This window comes from Sporosarcina sp. FSL K6-1522 (genome assembly GCF_038622445.1).
In the GTDB taxonomy this organism is placed as follows: domain Bacteria; phylum Bacillota; class Bacilli; order Bacillales_A; family Planococcaceae; genus Sporosarcina.
Genome location: NZ_CP152019.1, coordinates 3324345 through 3346318, shown reverse-complemented (window position 1 = coordinate 3346318; position 21974 = coordinate 3324345). Strand labels below are relative to the sequence as shown.

At 44.4% G+C, this 21974-nt stretch carries 23 protein-coding genes; all 23 read left to right on the top strand.

Annotated elements, in window-relative coordinates; translation table 11 throughout:
* The first annotated feature begins 107 nt into the window (after nucleotides 1-107).
* The gene (locus MKY34_RS16550) at nucleotides 108-803 is read left to right on the top strand and encodes a demethylmenaquinone methyltransferase (RefSeq protein ID WP_342512217.1); all 696 of its coding nucleotides are present in this window, start codon (nucleotides 108-110) and stop codon (nucleotides 801-803) included.
* Between the two features lie 27 nt (nucleotides 804-830).
* Nucleotides 831-1805: a polyprenyl synthetase family protein gene (locus MKY34_RS16545; protein WP_342512216.1), complete on the top strand. Its 975-nt coding sequence runs from the start codon at nucleotides 831-833 to the stop codon at nucleotides 1803-1805.
* A 621-nt stretch (nucleotides 1806-2426) separates the two neighbouring features.
* A complete protein-coding gene (gene ndk / locus MKY34_RS16540; protein ID WP_342512215.1) occupies nucleotides 2427-2873 on the top strand; it encodes a nucleoside-diphosphate kinase in 447 nt (148 codons plus the stop codon).
* 101 nt (nucleotides 2874-2974) lie between these two features.
* Nucleotides 2975-3745: a protein-glutamate O-methyltransferase CheR gene (locus MKY34_RS16535; protein WP_342512214.1), complete on the top strand. Its 771-nt coding sequence runs from the start codon at nucleotides 2975-2977 to the stop codon at nucleotides 3743-3745.
* 113 nt (nucleotides 3746-3858) lie between these two features.
* Entirely contained in the window at nucleotides 3859-5040 is a 1182-nt protein-coding gene (gene aroC, locus MKY34_RS16530) for a chorismate synthase (protein WP_342512213.1), read from the top strand.
* Between the two features lies 1 nt (nucleotide 5041).
* On the top strand, nucleotides 5042-6145 hold the full coding sequence (aroB, locus tag MKY34_RS16525; protein WP_342512212.1) for a 3-dehydroquinate synthase: 1104 nt from the start codon (nucleotides 5042-5044) through the stop codon (nucleotides 6143-6145).
* 2 nt (nucleotides 6146-6147) lie between these two features.
* Nucleotides 6148-6513 carry a chorismate mutase gene (gene aroH / locus MKY34_RS16520; RefSeq protein WP_342515287.1) on the top strand — a complete coding sequence of 122 codons (366 nt, stop codon included), beginning with the start codon at nucleotides 6148-6150 and terminating at the stop codon, nucleotides 6511-6513.
* A 279-nt stretch (nucleotides 6514-6792) separates the two neighbouring features.
* Complete coding sequence (gene hisC, locus MKY34_RS16515; protein ID WP_342512211.1) at nucleotides 6793-7893, top strand: histidinol-phosphate transaminase; 1101 nt, start codon at nucleotides 6793-6795, stop codon at nucleotides 7891-7893.
* Nucleotides 7890-8990 carry a prephenate dehydrogenase gene (locus MKY34_RS16510; RefSeq protein WP_342512210.1) on the top strand — a complete coding sequence of 367 codons (1101 nt, stop codon included), beginning with the start codon at nucleotides 7890-7892 and terminating at the stop codon, nucleotides 8988-8990. The genes hisC and MKY34_RS16510 overlap by 4 nt, the downstream gene beginning before the upstream one ends.
* 237 nt (nucleotides 8991-9227) lie before the next feature.
* Nucleotides 9228-10538 carry a 3-phosphoshikimate 1-carboxyvinyltransferase gene (gene aroA / locus MKY34_RS16505; RefSeq protein ID WP_342512209.1) on the top strand — a complete coding sequence of 437 codons (1311 nt, stop codon included), beginning with the start codon at nucleotides 9228-9230 and terminating at the stop codon, nucleotides 10536-10538.
* Between the two features lie 38 nt (nucleotides 10539-10576).
* Entirely contained in the window at nucleotides 10577-11842 is a 1266-nt protein-coding gene (locus MKY34_RS16500; RefSeq protein WP_342512208.1) for a tetratricopeptide repeat protein, read from the top strand.
* Between the two features lies 1 nt (nucleotide 11843).
* Complete coding sequence (locus tag MKY34_RS16495; protein ID WP_342512207.1) at nucleotides 11844-12395, top strand: ReoY family proteolytic degradation factor; 552 nt, start codon at nucleotides 11844-11846, stop codon at nucleotides 12393-12395.
* A gap of 436 nt (nucleotides 12396-12831) precedes the next feature.
* Entirely contained in the window at nucleotides 12832-13281 is a 450-nt protein-coding gene (locus MKY34_RS16490; RefSeq protein WP_342512206.1) for a DUF2487 family protein, read from the top strand.
* 144 nt (nucleotides 13282-13425) lie between these two features.
* Entirely contained in the window at nucleotides 13426-13932 is a 507-nt protein-coding gene (locus MKY34_RS16485; RefSeq protein WP_342512205.1) for a ubiquinol-cytochrome c reductase iron-sulfur subunit, read from the top strand.
* Between the two features lie 23 nt (nucleotides 13933-13955).
* On the top strand, nucleotides 13956-14630 hold the full coding sequence (locus tag MKY34_RS16480; protein ID WP_342512204.1) for a cytochrome b6: 675 nt from the start codon (nucleotides 13956-13958) through the stop codon (nucleotides 14628-14630).
* A gap of 40 nt (nucleotides 14631-14670) precedes the next feature.
* On the top strand, nucleotides 14671-15435 hold the full coding sequence (locus tag MKY34_RS16475; RefSeq protein WP_342512203.1) for a c-type cytochrome: 765 nt from the start codon (nucleotides 14671-14673) through the stop codon (nucleotides 15433-15435).
* Between the two features lie 204 nt (nucleotides 15436-15639).
* Nucleotides 15640-16239: a DUF1405 domain-containing protein gene (locus MKY34_RS16470; RefSeq protein WP_342512202.1), complete on the top strand. Its 600-nt coding sequence runs from the start codon at nucleotides 15640-15642 to the stop codon at nucleotides 16237-16239.
* A gap of 72 nt (nucleotides 16240-16311) precedes the next feature.
* Complete coding sequence (locus tag MKY34_RS16465) at nucleotides 16312-16989, top strand: zinc metallopeptidase (protein WP_342512201.1); 678 nt, start codon at nucleotides 16312-16314, stop codon at nucleotides 16987-16989.
* A gap of 218 nt (nucleotides 16990-17207) precedes the next feature.
* Complete coding sequence (locus MKY34_RS16460; protein WP_342512200.1) at nucleotides 17208-17546, top strand: nucleotide pyrophosphohydrolase; 339 nt, start codon at nucleotides 17208-17210, stop codon at nucleotides 17544-17546.
* Entirely contained in the window at nucleotides 17543-18340 is a 798-nt protein-coding gene (gene dapB, locus MKY34_RS16455; RefSeq protein WP_342512199.1) for a 4-hydroxy-tetrahydrodipicolinate reductase, read from the top strand. Before MKY34_RS16460 ends, dapB begins: the two co-directional genes overlap by 4 nt.
* A 189-nt stretch (nucleotides 18341-18529) precedes the next feature.
* Nucleotides 18530-19672 (top strand): N-acetyl-alpha-D-glucosaminyl L-malate synthase BshA, encoded by a 1143-nt coding sequence (gene bshA / locus MKY34_RS16450; RefSeq protein ID WP_342512198.1) that lies wholly within the window; start codon nucleotides 18530-18532, stop codon nucleotides 19670-19672.
* Nucleotides 19669-20859: a CCA tRNA nucleotidyltransferase gene (locus MKY34_RS16445; RefSeq protein WP_342512197.1), complete on the top strand. Its 1191-nt coding sequence runs from the start codon at nucleotides 19669-19671 to the stop codon at nucleotides 20857-20859. The genes bshA and MKY34_RS16445 overlap by 4 nt, the downstream gene beginning before the upstream one ends.
* Complete coding sequence (locus tag MKY34_RS16440) at nucleotides 20849-21820, top strand: biotin--[acetyl-CoA-carboxylase] ligase (protein ID WP_342512196.1); 972 nt, start codon at nucleotides 20849-20851, stop codon at nucleotides 21818-21820. Before MKY34_RS16445 ends, MKY34_RS16440 begins: the two co-directional genes overlap by 11 nt.
* Nucleotides 21821-21974: the final 154 nt, after the last annotated feature.

Genomic DNA, 21974 nt, shown 5'->3' with positions numbered 1-21974 from the left:
TAAGTGGAAGCCTTTGGCGGACGCCGCAAATGTTGTAGAGTGGTTGATCGATAAAAATCTGGATGTGAATACGCCACGGTGTATTTGACAGAAAAGGGGTATAACCTTTGGCAATAACGAAAGAACAAAAAGTCCATAACGTTTTTGAAAAGATCTCCGGTGATTATGATAAGATGAATTCCGTCATCAGTCTCAATCAGCATAAGAAATGGCGCGATGACGTCATGGTGCGTATGGATGTACGGGAAGGCGCACATGCGCTCGATGTTTGCTGTGGAACTGCTGATTGGACGATTGCATTAGCGAAGGCAGTCGGTCCAACAGGCAGTGTAATCGGTCTTGATTTTAGTGAAGGTATGCTCGAAGCAGGGAGGCCGAAAGTGGCAAGTTACCCAAACATTACGCTTCAGCAAGGCAATGCGATGGAATTACCATTTCCAGATGCTTCATTCGACTATGTCACAATCGGTTTTGGTTTGCGCAATGTCCCAGATTATTTGACGGTATTAAAAGAACTACATCGTGTTTTGAAGCCGGGAGGTATGGTGACTTGTTTAGATACATCACAACCTGAGATGCCTGGTTATCGACAGCTCTTTAAGTTCTATTTTAAATTTATCATGCCACTAATGGGCAAAGTACTGGCAAAAAGTTATAAAGAATACTCATGGCTTCAGGAGTCAGCAGACGAATTCCCGGGGATGAAGGGGCTCGCTCAACTGTTTACGGAAGCTGGCTTCACAGCCGTGTCTTATAAATCATATAGCGGTGGTGCCGCGGCAGGGCACATAGGGTATAAATAATAAAGACCGCAGGGGAAGGTAATCGTCTTGGAGAAATTGAAGTTAGTATCACTTTATGCAGATTTCCGAAAGGATATCGCTTATATAGAAAAGGAGCTTGAACGATCCGTCGAATCATCTTCCCCAATTATACAGCAGGCGTCTCTCCATCTTTTGAAGGCTGGAGGGAAAAGAATACGTCCGGTTTTCGTTATTCTTGCTGCTCAATTTGGTCATTACCATTTGAAAGATGTGGCGAAAGTGGCCGTCTCGTTAGAGTTAGTACATATGGCCTCGCTTGTACATGATGATGTCATTGATGATGCGGATATGCGCCGAGGTTTCAAAACAATCAAGGCAAGATGGGATAACCGCATTGCGATGTATACGGGGGATTTTATTTTTTCACGAGCGCTTACGTCTATCGGTGAAATTGAAATTCCGGCCGTCCATCAATTACTTGCTGAAACGATGCTTGAAATTTGTAAAGGTGAAATTATTCAAATCGATCATCAGCGCAGAGTGGATCAGTCGATTCGCGATTACTTACGTCGCATTAAACGAAAGACGGCACTATTGCTGTCCTCCAGTTGCGAACTCGGAGCACTTGTCTCCGCAGCAGATCCAGCTACAGTTCGAAAGATGCGCCGTTTTGGTTATTTTGCGGGTATGGCGTTTCAAATTGTGGACGATATTTTGGATATTACATCGACGGATAAAAAGCTTGGTAAGCCGGCTGGCAGTGATTTATTGAACGGTCATTTAACGTTGCCGATTTTGTACATAAAAGATGATGCGGCATTCCGACCATTTATGGAACATGCTTTTGACGGGACGCTAACGGAGTCAGAACGCGATGACATGCTTGCATACATCCGTCGTTCGGGAGCCATTGAAAAAGCCCAGGCAGTAAGTGACATCTATCTGCAAAAAGCGTTAGATGAAATCAGTACGCTGCCAGATGGAGATGCGAAAAAGGCATTCATGCAGATTGCTGCATTTATCAGCAAACGCAAATATTGATCTATATTAGGTTGAATTTATGATTTTTACATACTCTAGTTGATTGGAGTGGAGAGCGGGGACTCCTGCGGGAATAGCGCGAGCTGAAAGCCCCGCAGGAAGAGCCATTACGAAGAATGGCTTTTGCGGTCGAAAAGCGAAGCGTCTGGGAGCACCGCTTTCAGTGACGAGGAGATTGAAGCCGTGCCCGCGGAAAGCGTCCGCTCGGAACGGAAATCAGTGGTGTGAGTGGGACTCTTTAGTTCAGTTTATCTTCATTCAGCAGAAAACTCCCACCTCCTTAGGTGGCGAGATGAATGCGGTTTTGCTTTTCTGTTCAGTGGGTGTTCAAACGCCGGCTGAACGATAGAGGAACGCAGGCTAAGGTCGCCACGTCCTGTGGCAACGCCTGCATGACCAACATCCTGTTGGCCCAAGCCTCCGGCGGATGTCACAGATTTTTTAGTGGAGCTTTTCGAGCGAGTTCGAAAAAATCTGGACGCAATTACGCCGAGGCTTAATTGATTTAGGTATTGTTAAGACATCACAAGCATTTGCGTAAGATAACAGTTGAAAGATCATGCATCGAATGGTACGATCGAAAAGGATAAATTCCGATAGATAGAAGAGGAGTGTTTTAAAATGGAAAGAACATTTTTAATGGTTAAGCCTGATGGCGTTCAACGTAACCTAATTGGTGAAATCGTTGGTCGTTTTGAAAGCAAAGGTTTTCAACTTGTAGGTGCAAAACTTATGCAAATCACACCTGAGCTTGCAGCACAACACTATGCTGAACATAAAGAGCGTCCCTTCTTTGGCGAGCTCGTTGACTTCATCACTTCAGGACCTGTATTCGCAATGGTATGGGAAGGCGAAAATGTCATCTCTGTTGGCCGTCTAATGACAGGCGCAACAAACCCGAAAGAATCAGCACCTGGTACAATCCGTGGTGACTTCGCAGTGACTGTTGGTAAAAACATCATTCATGGTTCTGATGCACCAGAATCTGCAGTTCGTGAAATCGGTCTTTTCTTCAAAGAAGAAGAGCTTGTATCTTATGACAAAGTGATGAACAACTGGATTAACTAATACATAAAACAGCCTGCCAATTGCGCAAGGCTGTTTTTGTTATTCCGTAATGCGTCCGAATCAGCTATAATGAAAGGAACATATGAACGGGAGGGGTACCATTGCCGGATTATGCTATATTTATTGAAAATATTAAAAAGAAGACAGGCATCGATTTATCACTTTATAAAGAAGCCCAAATGAGAAGAAGATTGACTTCTCTTTATGAGAAAAAAGGGTTTCGGAATTTTAAAGAGTATTATGATGCGATACATAAGGATTCAGCGATGCTTGAGGAATTCCTGGATCGGATGACGATTAATGTGTCCGAATTTTACCGCAATGCGCAGCGGTGGAATGTACTGGAGAAGAAGATTTTTCCGAAGTTACTTGCTGGGAATAAGAAACTGAAGATTTGGAGTGCGGCTTGTTCAACAGGAGAAGAGCCATATTCGCTTGCGATGGTATTATCTTCACATGTGCCACTGCGTGAGATTTCGATTTTAGCGACAGATTTGGATATGGGTGTCATTGAGCGTGCCAAGGTTGGACTTTATCCTGAGCGAGCGCTTAAGGAAGTACCAGCATCGGTTGTGCAAAAGTTTTTCGTCAACGAAGGTCATTATTATCAAGTGAAGGACGAAGTGAAGCGAACGGTGACATTTAAGCAGCAAAACCTGTTAGAGGATCGTTATGATACAGGTTTCGATTTAATCGTTTGCCGCAACGTGATGATCTATTTTACAGAGGAAGCGAAAGATCAAATCTACATGAATTTTTCGAAATCCTTAAAAAAAGGTGGCATTCTTTTTGTAGGAAGTACAGAACAGATTTTTAATCCTGCAAAATACGGTTTTGAATCTGAAGATACGTTCTTCTATAGAAAAATTTGAATATCCGGACACTTTCCGGATATTTTTTATATAAATAGATAGTCAAGAGGGCGCTACTTTGGTAAAGTGCTATAAAACAGATGATATTATAATCATCAATGGGAGGAAATAGAATGAGGTATTTCACAGCTGGAGAATCACATGGACCACAATTGACCGCAATTATTGAAGGGCTTCCTGCTCAAATGGAATTGACGGCAGAAATGATCAATCGTGAGCTGTCGCGACGCCAAGGAGGGCATGGCCGCGGTAGACGCATGCAGATTGAAAAAGATCAGGTAATCATCTCATCCGGTGTTCGTCATGGGAAGACGCTAGGATCGCCGGTAACGTTGACAGTCGTCAATGATGACTGGAAACATTGGACGAGTATTATGGGCGTAGAGCCGTTGCCAGAGGACGTCAAGCCGGAAGATGTGAAAAGACAAATTACAAGACCGAGACCGGGCCATGCGGACCTTGTTGGTGGTATGAAATATGGTCACCGGGATTTGCGTAATGTGCTTGAACGCTCATCTGCTCGTGAGACGACAATGCGTGTGGCAATTGGTGCAGTCGCGAAGCAGTTTTTACGAGAACTAGACATTCAAACCGTGGCGCATGTAACGGAAATCGGCGGTGTAACGACAAATCCAGATACATATGCAGGAAAAGATACAGAAGCGCTTCGTAGCATCATTGAAAACGATCCCGTGTACTGTGCGGATCCGGAAGCAGCGCAATTGATGGTACAAGCCATTGACGATGCAAAAGGCCGTGGAGATACGATTGGTGGCGTTGTAGAAGTCATTATTGAAGGATGTCCTCCAGGAATCGGTAGCTATGTACAATTTGACCGCAAGATGGATGGCAAGCTCGCGGGTGCGATGATGAGCATCAATGCATTTAAGGGTGTTGAAATCGGGCTTGGGTTTGAAATGGCAAAAATGCCAGGGAGCGAAGTGCATGATGAAATTGCTTGGGATGCAGAGCAAGGTTACTACCGTAAATCCAATCGTTTAGGTGGCTTGGAAGGCGGTATGACGACGGGTATGCCGATTGTTGTGAGAGGCGTCATGAAACCGATTCCTACATTGTACAAACCACTTGAAAGTGTCGATATCGATACGAAAGAGCCGTTCGTTGCAACAATCGAGCGTTCGGATCCTTGTGCAGTACCAGCTGCTTCTGTAGTGGCAGAGCATGTTATTGCAACGGAAATGGCAAAAGCGATTATGGAAGAATTTCGTTCAGATACGATGGATGGCCTCAAAAAGGAGATTGCCGATTACAGACGCTATGTGAAGGAGTTTTAATATGGGAAAACTTACAGTCAATATTAAGAATCATGAATATGACGTTCATATTGGGCAAAACACCTATGAGCTGTTTGCAACGGACTATGCGGAATTATTTGAACGTACGGATCGCATTGCGATTATTGCAGACGAGCAGGTTGCCGCTAGCCATTTGCCACGCCTACAAGCAGCGTTGGCGTCTACAAACCGAGAAGTTGTCGTTAAAACGGTTCCCGCAGGTGAGGCATGTAAAACCTCTGCTGTTTACGTTGACTGTCTGTCGTTTCTCTTACAAGAAAAGTTTACGCGGGACTCGCTTGTCATCGCATTCGGTGGAGGTGCTTGTGGCGATTTAACGGGCTTTGTCGCTGCGACGTTTATGAGGGGTATTCGATTTTTGCAATGTCCGACAACCATTTTAGCGCATGATAGTGCAGTAGGTGGAAAAACAGCTATCAATATGCCGGAAGGTAAAAATATGGTAGGTTCTTTTCATCAACCATCAGGTGTACTTTTCGATATGGCGCTTTTTACAACATTACCAGCAAAAGAAATTCGGTCGGGGATGGCAGAGCTGTTAAAGCATGCAATGATATCAGATGAGGGCTGGACGAATGAGTTATTGGCCAACCCTACTTTCTCGCAGCCAACAATCGATTGGTTGTCTATCGAACTATTAAAAGGGATTGAAGTGAAGGCGAACATTGTCGCGGAAGACGAATTCGAGCATGGGGCAAGAAAATATTTGAACTTTGGCCATACATTTGGTCATGCAGTGGAAGCTGCGTGTGGATTTGGTGGTTTAAGCCATGGTGAATCCGTCATGATTGGCATGGCTTATAGTCTACTGTTAAGTGAAACACAAGGTGCGATAGAGGAAACGTTGACAAATCGTTATATTCATTTTGCTAAAAAACATGGTTATACGTTCCGACCGATTTATGAGCATTCATTTGATGAATTTATGAACTATATGGAAAAAGATAAAAAAGCTTCTTTTGGCAAATTAAATTTTGTCTTGCTCGATGGTGTGGGCAATCCATTTGTGAAAGAATTATCAGGGGAGCAATGTGAGCTAGCATTTCAGCAATTACAGCAGCGAGTAGAAGGGGATGTGACATGATGATGGTAAGGGGTTTAAGGGGAGCGACAACGGTTGAACGTGATGATGAACAAACAGTTCTTGAAGCGACCGAAGCACTTGTCCTCGAAATGGCAGAGGCGAATCGGATCTTGCCGAAAGATATTATTTCCGTACTGATTTCAACAACTGCGGATGTCAAGTCGACTTTCCCGGCAAAAGCAGTTCGGACGATTGAAGGCTGGACGTATGTACCTGTCATGTGTACGCATGAAATGGACGTACCTGGGGCAATGCCACTGTGTATCCGAGCACTTATGCATGTCAATACAGATACGCCGCAACGCTATATCAAGCATATCTATCAAAATGAAGCGGTGAAATTGCGACCAGATCTAACGCTAACTTGATTTGGCGGAAGACTTACGCTTTTGGAAGTAGTGCAATGAATGTGATCTATATCTTCGGCGCATGTCACTAGTGCGCTAGGATATATTAAGTTGAGCTTATGATTTTCATCTACTACCCAGCGAAGGTGCCTTACAAGCGGTCGCCGAAGCCATAAGACTGGCAGTGATTTTCTGCCGAGCTTATGGCGAGAGGCAAGCGCCGAGCGTTGTTAGTGGAATTCTTTAGTTTAGTTTATATAGTGAATAAAAATAACGTGTTTAGTAACCGGAGGGATTAATGTGAACTGGAAAAAAGCACTTGAAAGTATGACCCCATACAAACCAGGCAGATCGATTGAAGAGGCGAAACGGCTGTATGGCCTGAAAGAGGTTGTGAAGCTCGCTTCCAATGAAAACCCATATGGCTGTGCACCAGCTGTCAAAGACTACTTAGCAACTTCAGCCCTACAATATGAAATCTATCCGGACGGTTATGCGAGCTCGTTACGCAGTAAGGTTGCTGCTAAGCACGGAATTAGTGAAGAAACATTATTATTCGGGAATGGTTCGGATGAAATCGTTATGATTATTGCACGGGCGCTACTTGGTGTAGGTGCGAATACCGTTATGGCAACACCGACATTTCCACAATACGCTCATCATGCAAAAATCGAGGGGGCAGAAATAAGGGAAATTCCTTTGCAGAACGGCCAGCACGATTTAGAAGGGTTCTCAGCGGCAATCGACGACCACACAGCGGTCGTATGGGTGTGTAATCCGAATAACCCGACTGGCAACTTGATACCAAGTGATCGCTTGAAAACGTTCCTTGAACAAGTACCCAAAAATATCCTCGTTGTGCTTGACGAAGCGTATTTTGAATTTATCACTGCTTCCGAGCATGTAGATTCGGTTACGTGGCTAGACGAATTTCCGAATATTATTATCTTGCGAACATTTTCAAAAGCATACGGATTGGCTTCTTTCCGGATTGGCTATGCAGTTGGCCATCCTGAGGTCATTTCCAACCTCAATAAAGTACGAAGCCCGTTTAACAATAGCTCGCTAGCGCTAGCAGTTGCCGAAAAGGCGTTGGAAGACGAGGCGTTCATTGCACAATGCTGTGAACTTAATCATGAACAGAGACAGCGATTTAATCATTATGCAACAGAGAAGAATCTACATGTCTTTGATTCGGAAGCGAATTTCGTTTTGCTTGAAGTGCCAGGCGATGCAGATCATGCTTCGGAACAATTATTGCAACAAGGTTTTATTGTCAGAAGTGGCAATGCGCTTGGTACGCCGGGCTATGTCCGTGTGACAATTGGGACGGAGGAGCAGAACACGGGATTCTTTAAGGCATTCGATACACTGTTAGTAGGTGAGGGATTACAAGTATGAAAATCAACGTTTCAATTATAGGACTAGGCCTGATTGGCGGTTCGTTAGGGCTTGCCTTGAAACGGGATCCTGAACTATATGTAACAGGGTACGATCGATCATTTAGTACGTTAGATCAAGCGTTTCGAAGAGGCATTATCGATAAGATTGCAACATCCATCGATAATGCTTGTGAAGATGCGGATGTCATCGTTTTTGCAACACCGGTAAACACGACGGTGACGATGATGCAGCAGGCATCACAATGGACGTTAAAAGATGGCGTCATCCTCACAGATACAGGTAGTACGAAGGGGCCGATTATGGAGGCGGCGCAGCCATTGCTTGAACGGGGAATTACGTTCATCGGTGGTCATCCGATGGCGGGCTCCCATAAAAGTGGTGTAACGGCGGCGAAGGAGCATCTGTTTGAAAATGCGTATTATGTATTGACGCCAGATGCGCAAACCGATAAAGCGAAAGTGGACTTCCTATGTCAATTATTGAAGCCGACGAAGGGGAAAGTGGTCGTGTTAGAAGCAGAAGAGCATGATCGGATGACGGCAATCGTTAGTCATTTCCCCCATCTCGTTGCATCTTCACTCGTCGGTAGACTGTCGGTCCAACAAGAGGTTCAACCATTTGTCAGAAAGCTAGCGGCAGGTGGTTTCCGGGATTTGACTCGAATTGCCTCCGCAGATCCGATTATGTGGCGTGATATTACGACACAGAATCGGGTGGAATTATTGAAACAGCTTGATGGATGGCTGGAAGAGATGGAAAACGTTCGCACTATGCTTACTTCGAATGACCCTTCAGAAATTTACGAGTATTTTGCAGGAGCGAAACAGTTTCGTGATGAATTACCAATCGCGTCACAAGGTGCACTTTATATGACATATGATTTACATATCGATATCCCGGATCATCCAGGTATTATTTCAGATATTACAAAAGTACTGGCTGATGAACGAATCAGTTTGACCAACATTCGTATTGTTGAGACACGAACAGATGTCTTCGGAATTCTTGTTATTAGCTTCCAAAGTGCAGATGATCGTGAACGAGCAAAGGCTGCTCTTGCACAAACAATGGATTATAGTATGCAAATTGTGTAATTGGATTTATATAAACTTATTATTTTTATCTAATCTTCGGCGAAAGCCATCACGAAGAACGGCTTTTGCGAACAAAAGCGAAGCTGACCCTTCGCTGTTCGCTTGGTTGAAGCTGTGCCCGCGGAAAGCGTCCGCTCCGAACGGAAATCAGAGGGTAGTTAGATTCTTTAGTTCAATCTATATAGCAAAAATCTTTGACTTTTATATGTGGCACATATTTGATGAGGGGGGCTTTTTTTGGTAGAAACGAAAACAGTGGAATTCAATAAACCAGTATTAACGGGTGAAATAGCTGTACCAGGTGATAAATCGATCTCACACCGTGCAGTTATGCTCGGTTCAATCGCGAAAGGGAAAACGACGATTACAGGTTTTCTTGATGGGGAAGATTGCTTGCGGACTATTGATATCTTTCAACAATTAGGTGTCACAATTGAACGCAATGGTACAAACGTGACGGTGGAAAGTCCAGGCATGCATAGTTGGCAGTCACCAAAGGAAGAGCTATACGCTGGTAATTCGGGTACGACAGCGCGTTTGATGCTTGGCATCTTGGCTGGTTCACATGTTACTTCTGTTTTGACGGGAGATGAATATTTATCCAAACGCCCTATGAACCGCGTATCGGTGCCATTGAAGTCGATGAATGCATCGATTGAAGGGGAGTCGGATAGTAACTTACTGCCACTAACGATTACCGGTGGGCAACTGACGGCAATGGATTATGCGATGCCGATTGCAAGTGCTCAAGTGAAGTCGGCGATTCTTTTTGCGGGACTCAATGCAGAAGGCGAAACATCTGTTAGTGAGCAAACTGTGTCCCGTGATCATACAGAACGGATGTTAGAGCAATTTGGCGTAGCGATTCAAAGAGAAGGGCGGACAGTTCGTGTACAAGGTGGCAGTGTGCTTACGGGGACAGATGTCCGCGTACCCGGCGATATTTCATCTGCGGCGTTCTTTATGGTAGCAGCGGCGATGACAGAAGGCAGTTCCGTGACATTTAAGGATGTAGGGCTTAATCCGACACGGACAGGTATTCTCGATGTGTTGGAAAATATGGGAGCTAAAATTGACATTGTTGAACAATCGACGGGGCTAGGTGAACCGTTTGGTACGGTTACTATCTCACATGATGGATTACGCGCGACGGAAATTAGCGGAGATCTCATTCCGAGACTTATTGACGAATTGCCGGTTATCGCATTGTTGGCGACGCAAGCGACAGGGAATACGGTTATTAAAGATGCCGCAGAGCTACGCGTTAAAGAGACAGACCGAATTACAGCGGTGACAACGGAACTGAAGAAGTTAGGTGCACAGATTGAAGAGACTGAAGATGGCATGATTATTCATGGGCCGACTGCTTTAACAGGTGGCACACTCGCTTCTTACGGCGATCATCGAATCGGCATGATGGCAGCCATTGCATCGCTTGCAGCGTCCGGTTCAATTGAAATTGAAGATCCTTCGTGTATTAATATTTCCTATCCTGGTTTCTTTGAAGACCTCGAAAAGCTTGCTTTTAGAACAAATATACATAGATAATGAACTGATGTATACATTGTGAAAGAACAGGTGAAAATATGGGACAGTTACAGGAAATTGAAAGGGCTATACTCGAAGGGGAGGTTGAAACATTAGGTCGCATCGTTGAACAATTGAATGAGTCGACAGACTTTGATTTGCTTTACGAAGCGGCGGGCGTGTTTGTAGACTATGGATTTATCGGCGAAGCGGATCGTCTGTATGAGACATTGCTGTTGCATATGCCAGACGAAGCGCAGTTGAAAATAGACCGTGCGGGCACGTTGCTAGAGCTTGGAGAAGAAGACGAAGCGTTACTATTGTTGACAGACGTGCATCCAGATGACGAGGAATATGTCCAAGCGTTGATGGCGTTGGCGGATTATTATCAAATGTCAGGAATGGCGGAAGCGGCTCTCGGCAAAATCAAAGAAGCTCATGCGTTATTACCGCATGAACTGGTTATTCGATTTGCTTATGCAGAGCTGCTCCTCGATGCGGGGAAATACGGGGAAGCTACTCGTCTCTACCTTGAGTTGCATGATGAAACCGATGAAATCGGTGGTGTCAGTATCCTTGCGAGGCTGGCAGAAACGTATAGTGCTGGAGCTGCTTATGAGGAAGCCATTCCTTATTATGAGGATATGCTCCAAGAGAACACGATGCCTGACACGCTTTTCGGAGCGGCATTTGCTTATTATCAAACAGGCCAAGCGGAAAGGTCTATCACGTTGCTTGAGCGCTTGCTAGAGATGGATCCAGATTATTTCTCAGCCTACATGTTGGCGGGGCAGGCATTGTCCATGGCTGGGGATGATAAAAAAGCCTATGACATGTTCAACAAAGGGATTCGGAGAGACGAATTCGATAAAGAGTTGCAGTTGACTGCTGGAAAATCTGCTTTGAAATTAGGTTTGCCGGAAGCGGCAGAAGTTCATTTGAAAGAGGCGCTTGCGCTTGATCCAGAATATATTGAGGCGCTTGTGACGCTAGCCTCTTTGTATAATGAGAGAGAGCAAGACGAAGCACTGCTTGATTTACTTGGCTATGCGAAGGATGAGCAGAGTGCGATTCCATTACTGGCTGCGTTTACGGCCTATGCGCATGAGCGAAGTGAACAATATGAGGATGCATATGCATTCTACCGTCAAGCATATATTGGGATGAAGGATGATCAGGAGTTTCTTGACAACTTCGCAAAGTTTCTTCTTGAAGAAGGTAAACAGCGTGAAGCCATTGTAATCATCAAAGAGCTGGTTTCGATTCATCCTGAAAATGAGTATTGGAGAGCTTTCTTAGAAGCGCAAAATGACGAGGAGGTGTGACATGACGGCCATGATTCCTGTCGCCGCCAAAAAGGACTTCGTAAGGTGGTTCCTCAAGCGGTACAAATTGAAGCGCCGTGAATGCGTGTGGATTTTGAATTATCTTTTGAGTCATGAACAGCTTTTGCAAAATGTTCACTTTACCGACGAAGCCCATTATTGTCCACGGGCCATGGTGATGTCGATAACAGATTCGGACAGTATTCCATTCCGTTTCTACAAGGGGAATTTAATGACGGCGGATGCTGAGAAATCATTTCATGACCTACGACTTCATCCGGATGAAAAGATGTATATTCAGCTCAACTTTCCAAACAGCCATGCATGCCCGCAATATGCAAGCGTTCGGGAAGAAAATCCATACCTCCCTTCTTATTTACAAGTGAGTGCACGAGATAAAAAAATAGCAGCACAACTACTCGAAGAGAGTGTTAGCACTGTGACGATGGAACTACTGATGAAAAGGGTAGATGAGGCGCTAGATGCCAACGATCGAGAGCAATTCATCGCATTATCCGCAATGTTAAATGATATGCTAGTAACAAAGGACTAATAACTCCATCTTGCGAGATGGAGTTATTTCCTGATTTATCTTCATTCGGCTGAAAACTCCCACCCCGATAGGTGGCAAGATGAATACGGTTTTGTTTCCTGTTCAGTGGGTGTTCAAACGCCGGCTAAACTATAGAGTAACGCAGGCTAAGGTCGCTACGTCCGAAGAGCGGTGCCTTAATTTCTGCAAAAAGCACAGAAATTAAGGCAAATCGATCCCTTCGCTGTTCGATTGGCAACGCCTGCATGACCTGCATCGTGCAGGCCCAAGCCTCCGACGTACAGGATGTACTAATGCAGACAATGCCACAGGAAGTGGCGTTTTTGTCGGCCGGCGGATGTCGCAGATTTTTTTAGAGGAGCTTTTCGAGCCCGCTCGAAAAAAATCTTGATGCAATTACGCCGGGGGGTAATTGATTATAGGAGGTTTGATGGTCATGAACTGGACTGCCAAAGATATGGATACATATTTGCAACAGAAAGAATATATCGATACATTAATCGTTCCATTGCTTAAAGTGGAGACGGAGCCGGACAAGCTGAAAAATGGTGCTTCTTCTTCTGATTTTTTGATGCATTTAACGACGTTCATTGAGACGCAATTTAAGGGGCGTATGATGCTGATGCCACCGTTTACATACACAGCATCGATGAATTTAACGGATATGGCTAAATTACTATCACAGGACCTATCTGCCACGTCATTTAAGCATGTCTTCTATTTGACGACAGATTCGGCTTGGACAAGCATTGATATGACGGGGGAAGTCGTTTGGTTACCGTCGATTCCGCTTGAAAGTATGGACGCGCAGCTACGTCAAACAATTATTGAAGATCAGTTGCGTCAAGTTTTACCGAGATTTACGGAAAAGTGGGCGCAACAGTAAAATTCAATATTTGTTCACAAACTTGTGCTTGTACAGAAAGCATGATTGAATTTACATGCGTATTGATATATCATAGATATGTCCTAGTATTACAATTAGCAAAAATATGTCCGTTGGACTGACCTTTAAGTAAGAGGAGGGAAAATGATGAGCAGCAAAGTGTCAAGACGCCAATTCCTAAGCTATACGCTAATGGGAACCGGTGGATTTATGGCTTCTGCAATGCTGATGCCAATGGTTCGTTTTGCAATCGATCCGGTTTTGCAAACTTCAGACGGCGGAGACTTTGTTTCCACTCAGTACAAAGCAGACGATTTGACGGAAACGCCAGTACGTGTCGACTTTACAGTCAAAGATGTTGAAGATGCTTGGTACAAATTCGATGCAGCAAACACAGCTTGGGTTTACAAAGAAGGAGATAAGATCATCGCACTTTCTCCGGTCTGTAAGCACCTTGGTTGTACAGTGAACTGGGCTGGGGATGATAAGCATCCAGATAAGTTCTTCTGCCCATGCCACGCGGGACGTTATATGAAAAATGGTAACAACGTAAAAGGAACACCACCAACAGGTCCACTTGACGAATTTGAAGTTAAAGTGGAAGACGGAATCGTTTATCTTGGGAAAACGGTGCCGAACACATTAGTTTAAAAATGTAAGGGGGTACGACCGAAGTGCTAAATAAAATTTATGATTGGGTTGACGAACGGTTGGATATCACCCCGATTTGGCGCGATATCGCTGACCACGAAGTACCTGAGCACGTAAACCCTGCACATCACTTTTCTGCATTCATTTATTGTTTCGGAGGGCTAACGTTTTTCGTTACTGTCATCCAGATTCTTTCCGGAATGTTCCTTACAATGTACTACACTCCGGACATTGAAAATGCATGGAAATCCGTATACTATCTTCAAAACGAAGTAGCATTCGGTGAAATTGTGCGTGGGATGCACCACTGGGGGGCATCACTTGTTATCGTGATGATGTTCCTACATACGCTACGTGTATTCTTTACAGGTTCTTACAAGAAACCACGTGAACTGAACTGGGTTGTCGGAGTAATGATCTTCGGTGTTATGCTTGGTCTTGGTTTCACAGGTTATCTATTACCATGGGATATGAAAGCATTGTTCGCTACGAAAGTAGGAATTGAAATTGCTGCATCTGTCCCGTTCATCGGTGAATCAATTAAAATTCTCCTTGCAGGGGATTCAACGATTCTAGGTGCACAAACATTAACACGTTTCTTCGCGATTCATGTATTCTTCTTACCAGCTGCTTTGCTTGGGTTGCTTGCAGCACACTTTATCATGATCCGAAGACAAGGTATTTCTGGACCTCTATAAGAGATAAAACGATTTTAAAGAGAGTAAAGGAGGGGACACCATGCAACGCGGAAAAGGGATGAAGTTTGTCGGAGATTCGCGCATTAAGGCTACGAATAAGATGCCGAACGTCCCAAAAGACTACTCGGAATATCCGGGTAAAACGGAAGCTTTCTGGCCAAACTTCCTTTTGAAGGAATGGATGATTGGTGCCGTTTTCTTAATCGGTTATTTAATTTTAACAGTTGCGCACCCATCACCGCTTGAACGTCAAGCGGATCCGACAGATACTATGTATACGCCGGTTCCAGACTGGTACTTCCTTTCGATGTACCAATTGCTGAAATATGAATTTGCTTCTGGAGATTATAACATTATTGGAGCACTTGTTATGCCAGGATTGGCATTTGGAGCATTAATGCTCGTGCCATTCATGGATACATCAAAAGAGCGCCGTCCGTTTAAGCGTCCGCTACCAACAGCATTTATGCTTCTTTCATTCGCAGCACTTTTCTATTTAACATGGGAATCTGTTGTCAATCATGACTGGGAAAAGCAAAAAGCATTGGGTGCGATTGTGGAAGAAGTTCAATTCGATCCAGAGTCGGAGGGCTACCAAATGTATGCTGGGGCGACCTGTATTGGTTGTCACGGAGATGCATTCCAAGGTGGACTTGGGAAGCCGTTGGCTAACACTGGTTTAACAGCTGATGAAGTTGTAACAATTGTCAAAGATGGTCAAGGGGACATGCCTCCTGGCACTTGGGAAGGTTCGGATGAAGATCTACAAGTTCTTGCCGAATTTATCGAAGGGCTAAATCAGTAACTAGCACAGCGGATTGCCTCTAATTAGAGGCAATCCGTAGTCTAGATATGGAAAAAGAGTCAGGAAACTGACTCTTTTTTTATACATATTTTTAGTGAAAAGTAAGTAGTGACCTATGCTTATTTAGAGTCTAGGTTCCAGCGTCTGAACAGGCGCTTGCGCTTTTGTTCTTATAAAAATCACAATCCAATCGGAGAGATGTCCATGGGTTCATTCATAAATAGAATTTGGCTTATCCTATCGCATAAATCCTTCCTATGGATTTTGCTATATGTCAATTTATTAGGCACCGTATACGGTTATTACTGGTATATGAGTCAATTAGAAATTACAGAGCCGAAGTTCTGGATCTTTGTGCCAGATAGTCCGACAGCAAGTTTGTTTTTTACGTTAGCCATTATCGGTTGGTTAATTGGACGGAATTTTAAACTCATTGAAGCACTCGCGCTGATTACCCTTGTAAAATACGGTCTTTGGGCAGTTGTCATGAACTTATTGACGTTGGTTGAGACGGGTGCGATTGGTCCGGTTGGCTGGATGTTGATTGGTTCACATTTTGCTATGGCGCTTCAGGCGGTGCTGTACAGTCGAATGTATCGATTTGGTGTGATTCATATTGCGATTGCGGCGATTTGGACGCTACATAATGACGTTATCGACTATGTATTCGGCCAAATGCCGATTTATCGGGATTTGATGAAGCATATGGACCAAATCGGTTATTTCACATTTTGGTTATCCATTGCTTGTATTGGTCTCGCTTATTGGGTATGGAAGAAAAGAACGAAAAATGCTATACGATAATAGTAAAAAGTTGCGGTTAGCGGTGTAGTCATTATAGAATAGGGCTATAGAGAAAAGGGAGGAAATCGATTTATGTTTTGGATTTACTTTGCGGCAATTATCATCTTGCCACTTTATGCCCAATTCAAAGTGAAAAGCACATATAACAAATATTCAAGAGTTCGTTCGACATCGGGCATGACGGGTGCTGAGGTTGCGCGCCTCATTCTCGATAAAAATGGTTTGCATGATGTACGTGTTGTAGAAACGCAAGGTTTTTTGAGTGATCATTATAACCCGATGACGAAAATCGTTGCTTTATCTCCACATAATTATCGCGAGGCATCTGTTGCAGGCACGGCTGTGGCGGCACATGAAGTCGGACATGCGATTCAGGATAAGGAAGCTTATTCATTTTTGCGTTTTCGTCACCGTCTAGCACCTGCTGCGAGTATTACGTCTAACGCATCATGGATTTTCATCATGATTGGGTTGTTTACCTCAAACACATTTCTGGGGATTGGAATCTTGTTGCTTGCGGTTGGAGTTCTATTCCAGCTCGTGACTTTACCAGTGGAATTTAACGCCTCGACGCGTGCGATGAATCAAATTGTCGAACTGAATGTCATTCGCAATGAAGAAGAGCCAGATGCCAAGAAAGTGTTAAATGCGGCAGCGATGACGTACGTTGCGGCAGCAGCAGTTGCTGTACTTGAATTGGTTCGTCTGTTGTTAATTTTTACAGGTAGGAATAATAGCGAAGAACAATAGGGAAAATCCGTCCTCATCTACATGAGTGACGGATTTTTTTTATCTAATGTATCGGGATAGTAGGCAACAGGAATGTTATTTATGGACGAGACGTGCGATAATATCAACACACCTGTTGTGCCATCATGCACAGATTAACATCGGGAGTGAAGTAGTTATATTTTTATTTTGACAATAGTGTTGTTACTTTATACGATGGTAAGGGGAGTTGACGCATAATGGAACAAAAAAAGACAATGGAACAGTTACAACAGCAAGTCGATTCGTACATAAATGGTTTCAAAGAAGGCTATTTCCCACCGATGGAGCTGTTGGCAAGGTTAACAGAAGAACTTGGGGAATTGTCGAGAGAAGTGCAAAATGTCTATGGCATGAAAAAGAAAAAGCCGGAAGAAGCGGCTCGTTCACTAGAAGAGGAAACAGGCGATTTGTTATTTGTGCTGATTTGCTTTGCGAATTCGCAGGGCATTAGCTTGGAAAAGGCGCTTGCCACTGTTATGACGAAGTTTGAACAACGAGATGCGAACCGTTGGACTAAAAAGGAGGAAACACAATGATTAAGGTAGCAATAGCAGGTATACGTGGCAGAATGGGGAGTACAGCACTACAAGCGATCACAGGAGCACCGGATATGGAAGTTGTGGCAGCGCTCGATTATAAATATGAGGGTATGTATTATCATGATTCGGCTGTCACTGAAGAACCGGTAGGGATTCCATTCTATACATCACTTGCCGATTTGGCGGCGGATACACAGCCGGATATTCTTTTGGATGTGACAGACCCGGATGCGGTTTTCCACAATGTTAAAGAAGCGATAGCACTTGGCATTCACCCTGTTGTGGGAACGTCTGGTTTAACTCAAGATCATCTTGCGATTTTATCTGAACTATCGGTAGCTGCACGACTCGGTGGGATCATTGCGCCGAACTTTTCAATCGGTGCAGTTCTGATGATGAAATTTTCTGCCATGGCGGCAAGGTATTTAGGTGATGTGGAAATTCTTGAAATGCATCATGATCGAAAACTAGATGCACCGTCAGGAACGGCTGTCAAGACTGCGGATATGATTAAAGAAGTTCGAGAGCCGCATGTTCAAGGGCATCCAGAAGAGCAAGAACATCAAGCAGGCGCACGCGGTGCAGACGTTGAAGGGATGAAAATACATAGTATTCGATTGCCGGGCTTGCTTGCCCATCAGCAAGTGCTACTTGGTGGTGAGGGAGAGCTTCTCACAATCCGTCATGATTCGTTTGATCGTAATTGCTTCATGCCGGGGATTCTGATGGCGATACGTGAAGTTCGAGAACAAGAGCATCTGATTTATGGACTAGAAAATATTATTGAGTAAATGATTGATATAGGCTGAACTGATTATTTTCATCTACTCTCCAGCGAAGGCGCTTTACAAGCGGTCGCCGAAGCCATAAGACTGGCAATGGTTTGCTGCCTGGCTTATGGCGAGAGGCATCCGCAAGCGCCGAGCGTTGTTGATAGAGTTCTTTATTTCAATTTATATAGTTATTGAAGAGCGAAAGGGATGTTAGGCTTGAAGAAATTGAAAGTTGGTGTCATTTGCTACCCTTCGCTTGGAGGTTCAGGTGTCATTGCGACTGAACTTGGTCTGATGATGGCAGATAAAGGCCATGAAATGCATTACATTACATCGGGGAAACCATTTCGTTTGATTGACGCACATCCGAATATTCATTTCCATGAAGTGAAAATCGATGGCTACGCGGTGTTTAAATATCCGCCGTATGACATTGCGCTGGCGAATCGCATTGCTCAAGTCATTGAAAGCGAGCAGCTGGACTTGTTGCATGTCCATTATGCGGTTCCACATGCAATCTCGGCGGTGCTGGCAAAAGACATGGCGAATTCCAAGATTGGGATTATCACTACTTTGCATGGAACGGACGTGACCATTCTTGGGCATGACCCAGGCTTACAAAATACGGTCCGTTATGGTATCAATAAATCGGATATTATCACGGCTGTGTCGAAGTCGTTACGCCAAGAGACCCTCGAATTGATTAAGCCGGAAAAAGATATTTTGACGGTTTATAATTTTATCGATGAACAAAAATACCAACCGGTGGATCCGGGGACATTAAAAGCGGATCTTGGAATTGAGACGCATGATAAAGTGATTATCCATATTTCGAATTTCAGGAAAGTGAAACGGATTGAGGATATTATTAGCAGTTTTAAAGAGGTTGCGCAGACGGTCGATGCCAAGTTATTACTTGTAGGTGAAGGCCCTGAGAAGACCGATATGGAAGCACTTGTGAGGGAGTTAGGACTCCGAGATCAGGTGATATTCACAGGGAAGCGGGATGATTTGCCTGAATTGCTAGCAATTAGTGACATCATGTTCCATCTCTCGGAAAAAGAGGCGTTTGGCCTTGTCATTCTGGAAGGATTTGCTTGTGGCGTACCTGCGATTGCGACCGCCGTTGGAGGAATGCCAGAAGTGATTGAAGACGGTGTGGATGGCCATCTCGTGCCCCTCGGTGATACCGCAATGGTAGCCCAAAAGGCGAAGACCTTACTGATGGATGAGGCGTTGTATGAAACGATGAAAAGCAGTGCTTTACAAACAGCTGCAAAAAAATTCTGTTCAACGACAATTGTTGCGCAATATGAAGAACTCTATTATGAATTGGCGGGACGTACATGACAACCATATTCGGAACGGCGTCGAGCCGTGAAGTTATTCGCACGCTTGAGCAAGCAGGCTATGAAGCTGTTTTTGTTGGAGGAGCCGTTCGGGATTATGTGCTCGGAAAGCCGGCGACCGATATGGATATTGCAACCTCTGCTGAGCCAGATGAAGTGAAGGCGGTCTTTTCAACGACGTTTGACGTTGGTATTGCACATGGAACTGTGTTAGTTCTTATGCACAGGGAACCGATTGAAGTGACGACATACCGAACGGAAGGGACGTATTCAGACAATCGCCGGCCAGATGAAGTGCAGTTTGTGAAATCGTTACGGGAAGATTTACAACGGCGTGATTTTACAATGAATGCGCTGGCGATGACGATTGATGGCGAATTGATTGACCCGTTTGGAGGGAGAAATGATTTGGCGCAGCGTGTCATTCGTGCTGTAGGCAATCCCGAAGATCGTTTTAAGGAAGATGCGCTTCGCATGTTTCGCGCAATTCGTTTTACAGCCGTCCTTGATTTTATGATTGAACCGCAAACCTTTGAAGCGATTCGTAACCATGCAGGGCGACTTCGTCATATTTCAGTCGAGCGTTTGAAAGCTGAGATGGACAAATTGCTGATAGGTGTTAATCCGAAAGCGGCATTCACCGCTATGCAACAGACAGGCTTGGGGAGCCATCTGCCATTGTTTCCGCATGATATAGATGGCTTGGGACGTACAGTTCCTTTTGAATCGATACTAGAGGGCTGGGCTTGCTTTATGATCAGCGGCGATTTTTCACCGGCCGCTGTGGCGAAGGCTTATAAATTGTCCAATGTTGAAAAGAAATTCCTGATGGAAGTTCATGCACTATATGTGAAACGCAAGGTACAGGATTATATTGTCGATGATTACTACCACTATGCTAGCGACGTCTTTCAGACAGTGGAAAAGCTACGTGACGCACTTGATGAAGCATCCGACACGTTAACGAGTACCGAAATCGAACAACAGCAACAAGCATTGCCCATCCAATCGAAAGAGGAGCTTGTTGTAACGGGCAAGGACTTAATCGCCTGGAGTGGTTTAGCTGGCGGGCGCTGGACAGGAACGTGGATGAAGGAAATTGAACAAGCTGTTTTACATGGCTTGTGCAACAATGACCCAAATGACATAAAGGACTGGTTTAGCCGTGAGTATAAACGTGAAAAATGAATTATTGAAAAGGCTGTTTGAAGCGAAAGGGGAACCCGTATCTGGTCAAGAAATCGCAGACCAGTTTGGCCTCTCGCGAACAGCGATTTGGAAATATGTCAAAGAGCTCGAGAGTGAGGGCTATGAAGTAGGGACCGTTCGAAAAAAGGGCTATTATTTAATTACAGCTCCGGATCGGGTCGATGAAGTGAATATCCACAAACATTTGACCGCGAATCGCTACGGAAAGACCATTCGTTATTTTGATACTTGTAGTTCAACGCAAATTATTGCACATGAAGAAGCACAAAGTGGTGTGCCTGATGGAACGGTTATCATTGCAGATGAACAGACGACGGGCAGGGGACGTATGTTGCGTCCATGGAGCTCAGTTGCAGGAAAAGGCATCTGGATGAGCGTCATTGCTCGTCCAACGTTGACACCGCAACAAGCACCTCAGCTCACTTTGGTAGCTGCAGTGGCGATTATTCGCGCAATTGAGGACTTGACGGGCATTGAAGCTGCGATTAAATGGCCGAATGATATTTTGGTGGATGGGAAAAAAATAACGGGGATTTTGACAGAGCTGCAAGCGGATCCTGATCAAGTGAAAGCGATTATTATTGGGATTGGCATGAATGTTAATCAGGAGGCAGCCGATTTTCCTGAGGAATTACATGCAATTGCAACCTCGCTAAAAATGCTAACGGGTAAATCAGTAGATCGTGCACAGCTAGTGGCAAAAATTCTTGGGTTTCTCGAACTGTATACGGATATATACGTAAAAAATGGTTTTTCGCCTATCAAGTTATTGTGGGAAGGCTATTCCAATACGACGGGAAGACGGATTCGTGCGGTTATGTTGAATGAAACCATTGAGGGCGTTGCACTAGGGATTTCCGATGAAGGTGTATTACAACTCAAACTGGACGATGGTTCTATTCGAGGAATTTATTCAGCAGATATCGAAATTCCAAATTAATATATACAATGATATTTGATTTTGATATAGTAATGTCGAAGGGCGGTATCTATTGCGAGCTGCACCTGTTAAGACATCTAGAAAAAAGCATCTTTCAACAAGATCTGCCTTGATCTGCAAAAGACAGGGACGGAGGAAACCATCATTTGATGAT

Excerpts from the sequence above, each read along its gene's own strand:
- ndk (WP_342512215.1), top strand. The coding sequence starts at position 2,427 with ATGGAAAGAACATTTTTAATGGTTAAGCCTGATGGCGTTCAACGTAAC.
- aroC (WP_342512213.1), top strand. The coding sequence starts at position 3,859 with ATGAGGTATTTCACAGCTGGAGAATCACATGGACCACAATTGACCGCA.
- aroB (WP_342512212.1), top strand. The coding sequence starts at position 5,042 with ATGGGAAAACTTACAGTCAATATTAAGAATCATGAATATGACGTTCAT.
- aroH (WP_342515287.1), top strand. The coding sequence starts at position 6,148 with ATGGTAAGGGGTTTAAGGGGAGCGACAACGGTTGAACGTGATGATGAA.
- MKY34_RS16510 (WP_342512210.1), top strand. The coding sequence starts at position 7,890 with ATGAAAATCAACGTTTCAATTATAGGACTAGGCCTGATTGGCGGTTCG.
- MKY34_RS16500 (WP_342512208.1), top strand. The coding sequence starts at position 10,577 with ATGGGACAGTTACAGGAAATTGAAAGGGCTATACTCGAAGGGGAGGTT.
- MKY34_RS16495 (WP_342512207.1), top strand. The coding sequence starts at position 11,844 with ATGACGGCCATGATTCCTGTCGCCGCCAAAAAGGACTTCGTAAGGTGG.
- MKY34_RS16490 (WP_342512206.1), top strand. The coding sequence starts at position 12,832 with ATGAACTGGACTGCCAAAGATATGGATACATATTTGCAACAGAAAGAA.
- MKY34_RS16485 (WP_342512205.1), top strand. The coding sequence starts at position 13,426 with ATGATGAGCAGCAAAGTGTCAAGACGCCAATTCCTAAGCTATACGCTA.
- MKY34_RS16475 (WP_342512203.1), top strand. The coding sequence starts at position 14,671 with ATGCAACGCGGAAAAGGGATGAAGTTTGTCGGAGATTCGCGCATTAAG.
- MKY34_RS16470 (WP_342512202.1), top strand. The coding sequence starts at position 15,640 with ATGGGTTCATTCATAAATAGAATTTGGCTTATCCTATCGCATAAATCC.
- MKY34_RS16465 (WP_342512201.1), top strand. The coding sequence starts at position 16,312 with ATGTTTTGGATTTACTTTGCGGCAATTATCATCTTGCCACTTTATGCC.
- MKY34_RS16460 (WP_342512200.1), top strand. The coding sequence starts at position 17,208 with ATGGAACAAAAAAAGACAATGGAACAGTTACAACAGCAAGTCGATTCG.
- dapB (WP_342512199.1), top strand. The coding sequence starts at position 17,543 with ATGATTAAGGTAGCAATAGCAGGTATACGTGGCAGAATGGGGAGTACA.
- bshA (WP_342512198.1), top strand. The coding sequence starts at position 18,530 with ATGTTAGGCTTGAAGAAATTGAAAGTTGGTGTCATTTGCTACCCTTCG.
- MKY34_RS16445 (WP_342512197.1), top strand. The coding sequence starts at position 19,669 with ATGACAACCATATTCGGAACGGCGTCGAGCCGTGAAGTTATTCGCACG.